The 13,168-nt window shown below is 69.8% G+C and carries 10 protein-coding genes and 2 pseudogenes; 10 read left to right on the top strand and 2 right to left on the bottom strand.

The features are described from left to right. The first annotated feature begins 4 nt into the window (after positions 1–4). The gene (locus IG02_RS0105440; protein WP_030742480.1) at positions 5–850 is read left to right on the top strand and encodes a M55 family metallopeptidase; all 846 of its coding nucleotides are present in this window, start codon (positions 5–7) and stop codon (positions 848–850) included. Here the strand turns inward: IG02_RS0105440 and IG02_RS0105435 are convergent. Next, on the bottom strand, positions 836–2,011 hold the full coding sequence (locus tag IG02_RS0105435; protein ID WP_078854257.1) for a M20 family metallopeptidase: 1,176 nt from the start codon (positions 2,009–2,011) through the stop codon (positions 836–838). The genes IG02_RS0105440 and IG02_RS0105435 overlap by 15 nt on opposite strands. A 785-nt stretch (positions 2,012–2,796) precedes the next feature. Beyond that, positions 2,797–3,012, bottom strand: a pseudogene (locus tag IG02_RS38750) (transposase); the annotation flags it as partial. 739 nt (positions 3,013–3,751) lie between these two features. On the opposite strand from IG02_RS38750, the gene IG02_RS0105420 reads away from it, so the two are divergent. From IG02_RS0105420 to IG02_RS0105380, 9 genes and pseudogenes are all read left to right on the top strand, one after another. Beyond that, entirely contained in the window at positions 3,752–5,530 is a 1,779-nt protein-coding gene (locus IG02_RS0105420; protein ID WP_199813959.1) for a multicopper oxidase family protein, read from the top strand. A 174-nt stretch (positions 5,531–5,704) separates the two neighbouring features. Beyond that, complete coding sequence (locus IG02_RS0105415) at positions 5,705–6,208, top strand: hydrogenase maturation protease (RefSeq protein ID WP_030742472.1); 504 nt, start codon at positions 5,705–5,707, stop codon at positions 6,206–6,208. A 165-nt stretch (positions 6,209–6,373) separates the two neighbouring features. Then, entirely contained in the window at positions 6,374–7,552 is a 1,179-nt protein-coding gene (locus tag IG02_RS0105410; RefSeq protein WP_030742470.1) for a 4Fe-4S dicluster domain-containing protein, read from the top strand. Next, positions 7,549–8,004, top strand: a complete 456-nt coding sequence (locus tag IG02_RS0105405) for a Crp/Fnr family transcriptional regulator (protein ID WP_030742467.1) — start codon at positions 7,549–7,551, stop codon at positions 8,002–8,004. Before IG02_RS0105410 ends, IG02_RS0105405 begins: the two co-directional genes overlap by 4 nt. Further along, on the top strand, positions 8,001–8,807 hold the full coding sequence (locus IG02_RS0105400; RefSeq protein ID WP_030742464.1) for an FAD/NAD(P)-binding protein: 807 nt from the start codon (positions 8,001–8,003) through the stop codon (positions 8,805–8,807). Before IG02_RS0105405 ends, IG02_RS0105400 begins: the two co-directional genes overlap by 4 nt. A gap of 1 nt (position 8,808) precedes the next feature. Further along, entirely contained in the window at positions 8,809–9,615 is an 807-nt protein-coding gene (locus tag IG02_RS0105395) for an oxidoreductase (protein WP_030742463.1), read from the top strand. Then, positions 9,612–10,967 (top strand): Ni/Fe hydrogenase subunit alpha, encoded by a 1,356-nt coding sequence (locus IG02_RS0105390; RefSeq protein ID WP_030742462.1) that lies wholly within the window; start codon positions 9,612–9,614, stop codon positions 10,965–10,967. Before IG02_RS0105395 ends, IG02_RS0105390 begins: the two co-directional genes overlap by 4 nt. 277 nt (positions 10,968–11,244) lie before the next feature. Further along, positions 11,245–12,714, top strand: a complete 1,470-nt coding sequence (locus IG02_RS0105385; RefSeq protein ID WP_030742461.1) for an AAA family ATPase — start codon at positions 11,245–11,247, stop codon at positions 12,712–12,714. A 205-nt stretch (positions 12,715–12,919) separates the two neighbouring features. Continuing rightward, a pseudogene (locus IG02_RS0105380) lies at positions 12,920–13,168 on the top strand (sodium:proton antiporter); the annotation flags it as partial.

Genomic DNA, 13,168 nt, shown 5'->3' with positions numbered 1-13,168 from the left:
AGCCATGAAGGCGTACATCTCCGTCGACATGGAGGGCATCGCCGGCATCGCGACCCTCGACCAGATCGTGCGCGGCGGGTTCGGCTACCCCCGCGCGCAGGAACTCATGACCGAGGAAGCCAACGCCGCCATCGCGGGCGCCTTCGACGGCGGGGCGACCAGCGTACTCGTGAACGACTCCCACGGAACGATGGACAACCTGATTCCCGAGCGCCTCGACCCGCGGGCACGGCTGGTCTTCGGGAAACCCAAGGCCCAATGCATGGCCGAGGGCCTGACGGAAGACTGCGCCGTGGCACTCTTCGTGGGCTACCACGCGCCGGCTGGTAAACCTGGAGTGCTGGCACACACGTTCTCCGCCTACTTCAGTGAAGTCAGAGTCAACGGATCACCTGTGTCAGAGGCCGAGGTCAATGCCCTGTACGCGGCATCGCTCGGTGTCCCTGTAGGGCTGGTGACCGGGGACGACGTCATCGGCGCGATCGCAGCGGACGTCTTCCCCGAGGCCACGATCGTGACCGTGAAGAACGCCCACGGATTCTCGGCCACGGACTCTGTCGCTCCGAGCGTCGCGAGGGACCTCGTGCGGGAAGGAGCGGCGGACGCGATGGCACGCGCGTCAGCGCTGAGCTGTCCGCCGCCACCCGCGTCCTTCGAGGTCGAGGTCGACATGCCCTCGCCAGTGGCCGCCGAGCTCGCCGCATGCATTCCTGCTTGTACCCGGACGGCCGATCGGACGGTGTCGACGGTGCTTACAGCGTCGACGGATCTCCTCGGATATATCACCGTCCTGTATGAGCTCGCAGCGAGCAGCGAGCGCGCGCGTCAGGTGATCTCAGACCGACGGTGAGACCCCGCGCGTGAGTTCCTCGGTGAGATTGGCGAGCAACTTGGTGCGCGGGAGGATCCACGCTGTCTCGGCATGCTCGTCTCGGGCGTGCGCGCCACCGCCGACAGCACCCAGCCCGTCCAGGGTTGGCACTCCCATACCCGCAGTGAAGTTGCCGTCCGATGCGCCGCCAACCGTCATCTCCTGTAGCGGCGGATGGCCGAGGCGGCATGCGATTCCTTGTGCCCGGGTGAACAACTCTGCCGCCACGCTCGATTCCATGGGCGGCCTGTTGATTCCGCCCTGCACCCGAATCGCCGCTCCCGCCAGAACCGGTCTGACAGCGCGTATCGCCCGGTCCACGCGATCCTGCTCTTCCGCGCTGCTCGCCCTGACATCGACCGCCACAGTCGCCGCCGCAGGCACGGTGTTGGGCGTCGTACCAGCGCTCATCACCGTCGGGGTGACGGTCGTACCGGCGGCCGAGTCAGCGAGCTGGGCGATCGCCAGCACCACCTCGGCGACTGCGATGGTCGCATTCACTCCCTTCTCCGGCTCGAGACCGCTGTGTGCCGCACGACCGAGCACCTCGACCTCGTAACGGGACACACCTTTCCGACCAGTCTTCAGAGCGCCGCCCGGGCCGGACGCCTCCAGCACCAGGGTTGCCTCACAGTCGCGTGCTTCCTGCTCGATCAGCGATCGCGAACTCGTGGACCCCAGCTCCTCATCGCCCGTGACGAGGAGCGTGACCTCGTCGAGGACTTCGGTACCATGGCGCTGCCGCAGCCAAGCGAGTGCATGGATCGCCTGGACGAGGCCAAGTTTCATGTCGAAGCAGCCCGGGCCACGTACGACGCCGTTGGATTCGGAGTAGGGCAACTCGTCCAACGTGCCGAGCGGCCAGACCGTGTCGTGATGCCCGAGAAGCATGACCTTAGGGTCCGCCCCGCGCAATAGCACATGGTCGACTCCGTCGACGTTCAGAATCTCTGGCCGCCGCCCTATACGCTCGTCGACCAAGCCGGCAACCACCCGCGCAGAGCGGCTCACCGCATCCAGGTCCGTCGAGGGCGACTCAGTACGGACGAGTCTGCTCAAATCGTCCAGGAGCAGGGGAAGCTGTCTGCTGTCTTCCCCGTCATGGCCGGACGCGATGTCAGAAGTAGATACGGACTGCATGAAGCACCTCGTAGTCATCCGTGACGACTGGAAGCAGACGCCACATGTCAAATCTCGCGCAGTGGTTTGGCAGGTATCCAACTGAATGCCCGCGGGCGCAGTCCATGAGTATTCTCGGGCACAGACGCGAAGTATCCGTTCGATTGAACAAAGATGGTCCGTCGTCTTCGGCCGCGCGACTGACGTCCAGGGACCGGAGCGGGTGATGCTGGCAATCCCTGGCGCGGGAAACCGCAGGGCAGGTGACGACGATCCGCCCGCCGGCCGAGGGGGACGTCGGGTCGTTGCGCGTGCGTCGGCGAGTGTGTCGGTACGGCGACGACATGGGCTCCTCGTTCGGCGAGCTGTGCCGTCCATCCTTGTCGCCCGAGAAGCCCTGCGGCGTTGTCGACATCGACAGACCCTGCAGCCCCGGTTGCACAATCATGCCGACGAGATGTCAGTGCGCGCCCTTGATCACACCTGCCCGCTCCCGCCGCCAACCGCAGCTTCGACCGAGATCATCCGGCAGTTCACCGCTCTCCGGGAACTGAGGTCGTGGAGGGCCGGTGCGGCTCTGCCGCATCTCAACGATGTACGTATCAGGCTTCCTTGGCGTGTGCTGCCGGACCCAGAATGACACTAGCCTCGAAGTTTCGTTACGGTCCACCGACGGAGTCGGTGGACCGTTTTGCGTCGTGGGCTGAGGGTGTGGAGGCCGAAGACCCGAGTGTCGCCTCGGGGTGGCGCCGGTTTCCACTGCTCCGGGTGTTGAGCTGCTGTCGTAGGGACGGGGAATCCGTTGGTCAGCCGGGGTTCGGCAGGAGTGCGAGCCGCTCAAGAGCCGTGGTGATGTGGCTGGTCCAGGGCCAGTGCCGGGCCAGGCGGAGGATTCGCCGACGGCCGGTGGTCACGAGTTGTCCGGCCGTGGTGAACAGGCGGAGCCGCAGGCGGCGGGGCTCCCAGAGCCTGGCCTTGCCGGTCAGGGCGAGCATCGGCATCCAGGCCAGCAGGTCCAGTGAAGAGGGCCTGCGCCTGCTCGCCTCGTGGGCCGCGACACAGGAAGCCCTCGCCGGACGACCGCGAGAGAACTGACCCTTCTCCCCGCAACGCGGCCGCAGCCCCGGAAGATGGCGTCGCCTCTTCCAAGGCACCAGAGATGGCAAGGAGGCAGAGGTCGTCCCGGATGCGCGATCCGTCCGGGGCCTTGGGCCGGTGGAGCGGCGGGCCGCGCGGCCGTCGTGCCGCTGCGGCTGTTCGCCGACCGGAACGAAGCGGCGCCTACGTCACCCGAATGCTCTCCATGGGCGCGATGATGGGTTTCTTCTTCACCGCACAGTTCGTGCAGAGCGTCCACCACTGGACTCCGCTGCAGGCCGGCCTCTCGTTCCTGCCGATGAGGGCGTATGGGTGAGGCCCGCGTCCAGGCGGCAGTCCACGTCCTCCGAGTGGAGTATTCGACCCCACACGGACACGCCGGAGGCGGCAACCTGATGGCACCGTGCTGGTCGTGGTTCCGGTGAGGCGCCCGGGGGCCACCCCGCCAAGCGAGCGGACATGGGGCCGGGAGTTGGTCCGAGGAGCACCGGAGGAATACGGGTGGTCACGAGACGCCATGTGGTTCAAGCGGCGGTCGGGGGCATGTTCGCGTTCCTTCCGCCGGGTACCGCCCCTCCTCGACTGTGGGCGTCGACCGGCGGGAGCGCGCTGGACCCGAAAAGCGTGGACAAGTACGTCACACGGCTCGTCATCCCACCGGCCATGCCACGGTCCCCCGGTGCCGTCAGTGATCGCGTCGACCTCTACACGATCGGCGTTCGCCAGTTCCGGCAGCGGATACTGCCCCCCGGCCTGCCCGCGACGACGGTGTGGGGCTACGGTTCCGCCCGGCATCCGCGCACGTTCCACTACCCCGCCTTCACCATCGAGGCCCGATCCGGGACGCCCGTGCGGGTGAGGTGGCAGAACCAGTTGCGCGACCGTGGGGGCCGGTACCTGCCGCACTTGCTGCCGGTCGACCCCACACTGCACTGGGCCAACCCTCCGGGCGGGATCCCCGCCCGGGACTCACGTCCCGCGTTCCGCTCGACACCCGGGCCGTACACGGGCCCGGTACCGATCGTGACGCACCTGCACGGCGGGCGGAACACGGAGGAGAGCGACGGTTACACCGAAGCCTGGTACCTCCCCGACGCACTCGATCTTCCGGCCGGATACGCCGCGGTCGGCTCCTACTACGAAGAGTTCAAGAGCAAGTTCGAAGATCTGTTCGGCGACGCCTGGGGGCGGGGGGACGCCGTGTACCAGTACACCAACGAGGGACGGGCCTCGACCCTCTGGTTTCACGATCACGCCCTGGGCATCACGCGCTTGAACGTCTACGCCGGACTGGTGGGGTTCTACCTCCTGCGGGGCGGTCCAGCGGACCTTCCCGAAGGGGTGCTGCCCGGTCCCGCGCCCCGGCCCGGCGATCCGCCCGGCCGGAAGTACCACGAGATCCCCATCGTCATCCAGGACCGGTCGTTCCACGCCGACGGCAGCCTCTCCTACCCATCCGGACGCGTTGCCTTCGACGGCTTCAAGGGGCCCTACATCCCGGACAGCGACATCCCTCCGATCTGGAACCCCGAGTTCTTCGGCAACACGATGGTGGCCAACGGAAGGACGTGGCCGCTCCTCCACGTCGAAGCACGCCGCTACCGGTTCCGGTTCCTCAACGGATGCAACTCGCGTTACCTGATCCTCAAAATCGTCACGCACCCACTCGCCCGCAGGCCCGCGCACCCGGCGCTCCCCTTCTGGCAGATCGGCAGCGAAGGAGGATTCCTTCCGGCACCGGTACAGCGCGACCACCTGCTCATCGCCCCCGCCGAACGCGTCGACGTGGTCGTCGACTTCGCCTCGGTTCCGGTCGGAACCGGTCTGTATCTCATCAACGAGGGCCCGGACACGGCGTTCCGGGGCGGCACGGCGGGAACGGACTTCCCGCCCGCGGACCCGGCCACCACCGGGCAGGTCATGAAGCTCGTGGTCGGAGCGCCCACGGCCCGGGACACGAGTGTGCCCCCCGCGCAGCTGTCACTTCCGGCGTTCGAACCGTTGGAGGAGGCGGGCCGGGTCCGGCGGCTCTCCCTCAGTGAGCAGAATTCCGATTCCCTGCCGCACATCGGCCCTCGGCAACTGCTGCTCGGCACCCTGGACCGGAACGGCGTCGCGGTGCCACTGCGTTGGGACGACCCCGTCACGGAGAATCCGGCGGTGGGGGCGACCGAGATCTGGGAAATCCACAACTTCACGAAGGACGCCCATCCGATCCATATCCACGAGACGCAGTTCCAGCTCCTCGACCGACTGCGGGCCGACCGTACCGTCCGGCCCGCGGAACCGTGGGAGAGAGGGTTCAAGGACACGGTGGTCGCCTATCCGGGTGTGGCGACGAGGCTGAAGGCGACGTTCGACCGGCCGGGCCGGTACGTCTGGCACTGCCACATGCTCGAACACGAGGACAACGAAATGATGCGCCCCTACGACGTGGGATGACCTCGGAGCTCCCGCCCCTCTCCTCCGCGTCCCACCGGCTCCCTCTCGGCGACGTGACGCGGCGGGCAAGGGCAGCACGATCTACGCCCCGCACGGCAGCGGCGGATCCGTGTGAGCACGTCACGCCTCCCCTGGGGCCGTCCCGGAGGGGACACGAAACACCCGGAGCGAACCATGGCGATGCCCCACCACATCACGGTCATCGGAGTCGGCAACGAATTCCGACGGGACGACGGTGCGGGTCCCTCGGTCGTCGCCCGGCTGCGTGAGCGTGCGGTCCTCGGCGCCCTTCCGACCGGAATTCGGCTGGTGTGCTGCGGCGGGGAACCAGGACGGCTGATCGAGCTCTGGGCGGGCGCCGCCCTGGCGGTGGTCGTGGACGCCGCCCTCGCACTTCCCGGACATCCGGGCCGGATCCACCGGCTGGAGCCGTGCGAGTACCCGATCCGGCACGGAGACGCGGCGAGCAGCCACGGGCTCGGCCTCGGCTCGGCGGTCGAGCTGGCACGTGCGCTCGACAGGACGCCCGGGTGTCTCGTCGTCTACGCGATCGAAGGAGCGGACGGTTCTCCGGGAACGGGGCTCACCCCGGCCGTCGCGGCCTCGGTCGGCCCGCTCGCCGAACGAATCGAGAAGGAGATCACCCAGTACCTCGCCCGGGCTCAGGGCGAGGCGTGACAGTGGGGGACGGGGAGGGGAGACCTTGTCCGTGGGCTCCGGCCGGCTCCCCCGCCGAGCCTCCCGGACGGCTCGCCCTCCTCCGCCCTGCTCGGCGTGCGGACCTGCGGCGGTGTGGTCAGGCTGAGAGGGCAGCACCGCCCTCGAGTGAGAGCAGGAGAGGCCATGACCGCCGTGGCAGTACCGCCGGACGCCGACAGCCCCGCCTGTGTGCTGGACGGCGAAGGCGTCGGGGCGCTCGTACGGGAACTGCGCGCCCGAGGACGTACAGTGATCGGCCCCACCGTACGCGACGGCGCCGTCGTACTGGCCGAACTCGAATCCGCCGACGAACTGCCCTACGGCTGGGGGGTGGAGCTGGAGGCCGGCCATTACCGGATCAGGCGGCGGTCCGACACCGCGGCCTTCGCCCACAGCGCCGGACCGCAGTCCTGGAAGAACTTCCTGCATCCCGAGCGGGTGCGGCAGTGGAGCGCGGACCGTGGCCCGGACGGTGGGGTGACGGTCCGTGCCGAGCGCCCCGAGCCCACCTCGTTCGCCTTCTTGGGCGTACGGCCCTGCGACCTGAGGGCGATTCAGATTCAGGACCGGGTCATGACGGGCGGCCGGCACCGGGACGACGCCTACGAGGAGCGCCGCTCCGGCGCTTTCCTGGTACTGGTCGAGTGCACCGAGCCGGGCGCCACCTGCTTCTGCGTCTCCATGGGCACCGGCCCCGCCGCCCAGCCCGGCTACGACCTGGCTCTGACCGAAGTCCTGGACAGTGCCGGGCACCGCTTCCTGGCCCGGGCCGGCACCGCTCGAGGCGCGGAGGTCCTGCGGAGCCTGCCGCGGCGACCCGCCGACGACGTCACTCGCACGCGGGCCCGCGAGGACGTCGAGGCCGCCGCCGGACGGATGGGGCGCACCATGCCACCCGTGGACCTGCGCGCCCTGATGGCGGACAGCCTGACGGCCGAACGCTGGGACGACGTCGCCGCCCGCTGTCTGACCTGCGGCAACTGCACCATGGCCTGCCCGACGTGCTTCTGCACCACCACGGAGGATGTCACCGATCTGACCGGAGACCACGCCGAGCGCTGGCGGCGCTGGGAATCGTGCTACGACCTCGACTTCACCCACCTGCCCGGGGGCTCCGTCCGTACGTCCCCGCGCAGCCGCTACCGGCAGTGGCTCACCCACAAACTGGGCACCTGGTGGGACCAGTTCGACAGCTCCGGCTGCGTGGGATGCGGTCGCTGCCTCGTGTGGTGTCCGGTCGCGATCGACATCACCGAGGAGGCACACGCCCTGCACCAGGAAGCCCTCGACCGGCGAGCCGGGGGAAAGGACGAAGCGCCGTGAAGCGCGTCGGTCTCCTCGCCGCCATCCCCGAAGGGTCCCGCGAACGGCTCATGGAGCTGGGCCGTGAGGTCTCGTTCCCCGTCGACGCGAGGATCTTCGAGGAGGGCAGCCGGGCCGACCGGTTCTGGTTGATCCGCACCGGCACCGTCAACCTCGACATCCATGTCCCGGGACGCCGGGCCGCCGTCGTCGAGACCCTCGGCGAAGGCCGGTTGCTCGGGTGGTCCTGGCTGTGCCCGCCACACCAGTGGCACCTGGGCGCGGAGGCGGCGAGTCCGGTACGCGCCTGGGAATTCAGCGCCGCCGAGGTCCTCGCCCTGTGCGCCCGCGATCACGAACTCGACCACGCGCTGCTCACCTATGTCGTGGAGGTCATCGGCCGCCGCCTGCGAGCCGCCCGCACCCGGCTGCTGGACCTCTACGGACCGTACGGAAGCGGGTCGGACCAGTGACCGCGGTCCCCCTCCCCTACCGAGTGGTCGGCAACCGGGCCGAGACCACCGACACCCGCACGGTCGAACTGCTACCGGTCGGCGATGGAGCGCTGCCGGCCTTCCGCCCGGGGCAGTTCGCCATGCTGTACGCCTTCGGGGTCGGTGAGATCCCGGTGTCCGTCGCCGGCCTCCGGGACGGCGTCCTGACCCACACCATCCGCGGGGTGGGAGCGGTGTCGCGCGCTCTGTGCGCCGTCCGCCCGGGGGCGCACGTAGGGGTGCGGGGCCCGTTCGGCACCGGCTGGGACCTGGCGACCGCCGCCGGACGCGATCTGCTCGTGGTCGCGGGTGGCATCGGTCTCGCTCCGCTGAGGCCACTCGTGCAGGCGGTGGTGTCGATGCCCCACCGTCACGGCCGGCTGAACGTCCTCATCGGTGCCCGCACACCCGAGGACCTGCTGTACCGAGACGAACTGGAGGGCTGGGCACGCCCGTACTGCGGTGTGACGGTGGACCGTGCGGGGACGGATTGGCGCGGTCAGGTCGGGGTGGTGACCACCTTGCTGGATCAGGCGACGTTCACACCGCACGACACCACCGCCTTCGTCTGCGGCCCCGAAGTGATGATCCGTGCCACCGCCCGCGAGTTGCTGCACCGTGGTGTACCGGCGCGGCACATCCGTGTCTCTCTGGAACGAAACATGCACTGTGCCACCGGGCACTGTGGTCACTGCCAACTCGGCCCCCTGCTCCTGTGCCGGGACGGTCCCGTCGTCGGCTACGACCGCGCGCAGCCCCTGCTCGCGGTCCGGGAGCTGTGACATGAGCGGGCCCCAGCGTCTCCGCCCGCGGCTCGGCGTGTTCAAGTTCGCCTCCTGCGACGGTTGCCAGCTGACCCTGCTGGACTGCGAGGACGAGTTGTTGCCGCTGGCCGCCGAGATCGAGATCGCCCATTTCGTCGAGGCGTCGAGTGACATCCGGCCGGGTCCGTACGACCTGTCGCTCGTCGAGGGCTCGGTCTCCACACCGGAACACCTCGAACGTGTCCGGCGCATCCGTGCCGAATCCCGTCATCTCGTCACCATCGGCGCCTGCGCGACGGCGGGCGGTGTCCAGGCCCTGCGCGACTTCGCCGACGTCGCCGAGTTCCGCGCGACCGTGTACGCGAGACCCGAATACATCGAGACTCTCGCCACCTCCACGCCCATCTCGGCCCATGTCCCCGTCGACTTCGAGTTGCGTGGCTGTCCTATCGACCGTGGACAACTGCTCGAAGTCATCACCGCTTTCCTCGCCGGTCGCCGGCCCGACATCCCGAACCACAGTGTGTGCTTCGCCTGCAAACGCCGCGGCATCACCTGCCTCCCCGTCGCACGCGGCATCCCGTGCCTGGGGCCGGTGACGCACGCGGGATGCGGAGCGCTGTGCCCGGCTTACGATCGGGGGTGCTACGGCTGCTTCGGCCCGTCGGCGTCGACGAACATGCCCGCCATGATTCCGCTGCTCCGCGGCGACGGCATGAGCGACGAGGACATTCTCCGTTTTCTGCACACCTTCAACACCCGCGACTTCGCGGCGATCGAGCCACCCGGCGAACTCGGCGACAGAGAAGAGGGGACGTCGTCATGACGCGCCGCGGCGCACGCGTCCTCCGTGTCGGCGCCCTCGCCCGCGTCGAAGGTGAGGCGGCGCTACGGCTGATGATCAGCAACGGCACCGTGACCGAGGCCCGGCTGCGGATCTACGAGCCCCCGCGCTTCTTCGAGGCGTTCCTGCGCGGCCGCCGGCACACGGAACCGCCGGACCTGACTTCGCGTGTGTGCGGCATCTGTCCCATCGCCTACCAGACCAGTGCCTGCCACGCGGTCGAGGACGCCTGCGGCGTCACCGTCGACGCGGGACTGGCCGCGCTGAGGCGACTGCTGTACTGCGGCGAGTGGATCGAGAGCCACACCCTGCACATCTACCTGCTCCACGCGCCCGACTTCCTCGGCTGTGACGACGCGATCGCTCTCTCCCGCACCCACCGCACCGACGTCGAACGGGGTCTGCGACTCAAGCAGGCCGGCAACGCCATCGTCGAGTTCCTCGGAGGCCGGGCCATCCACCCCGTCAACATGCGCGTCGGCGGCTTCCACCGCGTCCCCGCGCGTACCGAACTGCGACAATTGGCCGAGCGCCTGCGGCAGGCGCTCGACGACGCCCTCGAAACCGTCGCCTGGGTGGCCGGCTTCGACTTCCCCGACGCCGAGTGCGATGCCGACCTGCTCGCCCTCAATGAACCGGGCACGTACGCCATCGAGAGGGGCACGCCCACCGTGCTGCCCCACGACGGCGGAGGCCGCACGTGGGCGTTCCCCCTCCCCGACTTCACCACTCACGTGATCGAGGAGCAGGTACGCCACTCCACCGCGCTCCAGGCCCACCTGGACGGCCGACGGCACCTCACCGGCGCACTGGCCCGGTACGCCATCAGCGGCCATCAGCTCCCGCCCACCGTCCGGGAAGCGGCCCGAGCGGCCGGACTGGCCGATCCCTCCTCCGGAACGATCTGCCGCAACCCCTTCCGGAGCATCGTCGTCCGCGCCGTCGAAGTCCTCTACGCCGTGGAAGAGGCGCTGCGTCTGATCGACGCCTACGAGCCTCCGCCCCGGCCCGCCATGGACGTACCCCCGCGAGCCGGAGTCGGCCACGGCGCCACCGAGGCACCGCGCGGCACCCTCTATCACCGCTACACCCTGGACGCCGACGGGCTCGTCACCGAAGCCTGCCTCGTCCCGCCCACGTCCCAGAACCAGCGCGCCATCGAGGAAGACCTCCGCCGGGTGGTGCAGGACCGGCTGCGGCACGGTGACGCCACCGACGCCGAACTGACCCGCTTGTGCGAGCGGGCCATCCGCAATCACGACCCGTGCATCTCCTGCTCCGCCCACTTCCTCGACCTGGACGTCGACCGATCCAGAGGCAGGGGACACCGGTGAGGTACCTCGGGATTCCGTGTGGTCACCAGCGGTCCTCGATCCGCCCCCTCCCGGGGCCGCTCCCCCGGCGTGCGGCGTCCGGACCGCTGCACCACCATGAGTGGCAGGCCCGGAAGTACGCGGGCCGGGATCACGGCTCGTCACGAGCGTTCGGGCCGAGGGCGATCGAGGTGAGGGCATGGCACCGGCGACTTCCCCGGATCCGGCGCACGCGTTCGCCCGGCCGTCCGATACGGGCGGCCGGGTCCCTCCGGAGGCGGAGGCGGCCCGCGCGGGGCTGGCGGAGACGCACACCGCGGTGGTGGTGTTCGTGGGGAACAGGGCCTACAAGGTCAAGAAACCCGTCGATCTCGGGTTTCTCGACTTCCGGACGGTCGAGGCCCGGCGTGCCGCGTGTGACCGTGAGATCGCCCTGAACCGGCGGTTCTCACCGGACGTGTACGAGGGGCTCGGGGAGTTCGGTCCTCCGCGTGGCGGGCCGGCGGAGCCCGTCGTGGTCATGCGCCGCATGCCGACGGCCCGCCGGCTGGCCCATCTGGTGAGCGTGGGCGCGCCGGTGGGAGACGCCCTGCGCGGGGTTGCCAGGCTGCTGGCGGCCTGCCACGCCCGTTCACCGCGGTCTGCCACGATCGACCGTGAGGGGACTCGTGACGCGTTGCTCGCCCGGTGGGAGGCGAGTTTCGAGCAGGTGCGCGGACTGGGCGAGCGGCCACTGAGCGGGCTCGCCGAGATCGAGCACCTCGTCCGGCGCTATCTACGGGGCAGGAAGGACGTGTTCGACGTCCGCATCCGGGAAGGCCGGGTGGTGGACGGGCACGGCGACCTGATGGCGCAGGACATCTTCTGTCTCGACGACGGTCCCCGTGTCCTGGACTGCCTGGAGTTCGACGATCGCCTGCGCTACGTCGACGGACTCGACGACGCCGCCTTCCTCACCATGGATCTGGAGCGGCTCGGGGCCCCCGACGCGGCCGCCGCCTTCCTCGCGGCCTACAGCGAGTACTCCGGTGATTTCGCACCCGTCTCGCTGCGCCACCACTACGTCGCCTACCGCGCGTTCGTCCGCGCCAAGGTCTCCCTCTTCCAGGCCCACCAAGGTCTGGGCGTCTCACACTCCGACGCGGAACGACTGGCGGACCTCACGACGCGTCACCTGCGCACGTCGGCGGTGCGACTCGTCCTGGTCGGCGGTCTTCCCGCCAGCGGCAAGTCCACCCTCGCCGGCGCGCTCGCCGACCGGTTCGGCTTCACCCTGCTGAGCAGCGACCGGCTGCGCAAGGAACTGGCCGGGATCCCACCGGACCGGGCCGCGCCGGCCGCGTACGGAGAGGGCATCTACACAGCCGAGTGGACGCGGCGCACCTACGACACGCTCGTCGGCCGTGCCTCGACGCTGCTGTCCGCCGGGGAGTCGGTGGTCCTCGACGCCACGTGGACGGACGGGGCGCACCGGGCCGCCGCCGCCCGGGCGGCCGAGCGGTGCAGCGCCGATGTGATCGCGTTGCGCTGCGAGGTGCCGTCCGAACTGACGGCCCGACGGCTGAGCGAACGTCCGCCGGGACCGTCCGACGCCGGGCCCGCCGTCGTCGACGCCCTGGCGACGACAGCCGATCCGTGGCCGGAAGCGACCGTGGTGAACACCAGTGGGGCTCTGGAGGCCGCGGTCGCCCGGGCCTCCGGCCTGATCCGGCCCGACGGCCTCGACCACACCAGGATCTTCCGGCGTTCGTACATGGAACCCGGCTGAGTCCCGGTGCCCTGAGCGGCGGGCGGCGTTCGCCGTGCCCTTCGGGTGACACCGGGCCGTCCGCCCGGCGCGGTCCGGTCAGGACCGGTCGATGGCTCCTACGGTGGTGACGGCCGTGGCCGGCGGTCGGGCACCCCGTGGTCGGGCACCCCGTCATCCGGGGCACCGGCCGCCGAACGGATGCCTGGTCGGGAGGAAGACGCCGGTGGACGCGACCTACTCGGTTGTGCTGGCCCTCCTCTTCGGATGGGGACTGTGCTCCCGGCGGGTGGCGAAGATCGAACTCACCGCACCCGTGGTCTTCGTCCTCGTCGGCTTCCTGATGCACCAGGGCTTCGGCGAGCTGGGCCCGGCCCCGTCCCGCGAGGCGGTCAAGGCGGTGGCGGAGACCACGCTCACCTGGGTCCTGTTCACCGATGCCGCACGCCTGTCCTTCCCGTCCCTGCGCCCGGAC

Origin of the sequence: Streptomyces sp. NRRL F-5135 (assembly GCF_000719775.1) — a bacterium.
Classification (GTDB): domain Bacteria; phylum Actinomycetota; class Actinomycetes; order Streptomycetales; family Streptomycetaceae; genus Streptomyces; species Streptomyces hebeiensis.
Note: the sequence above shows the minus strand (reverse complement) of the source record. Positions and strands in the feature narration are given on the sequence as shown.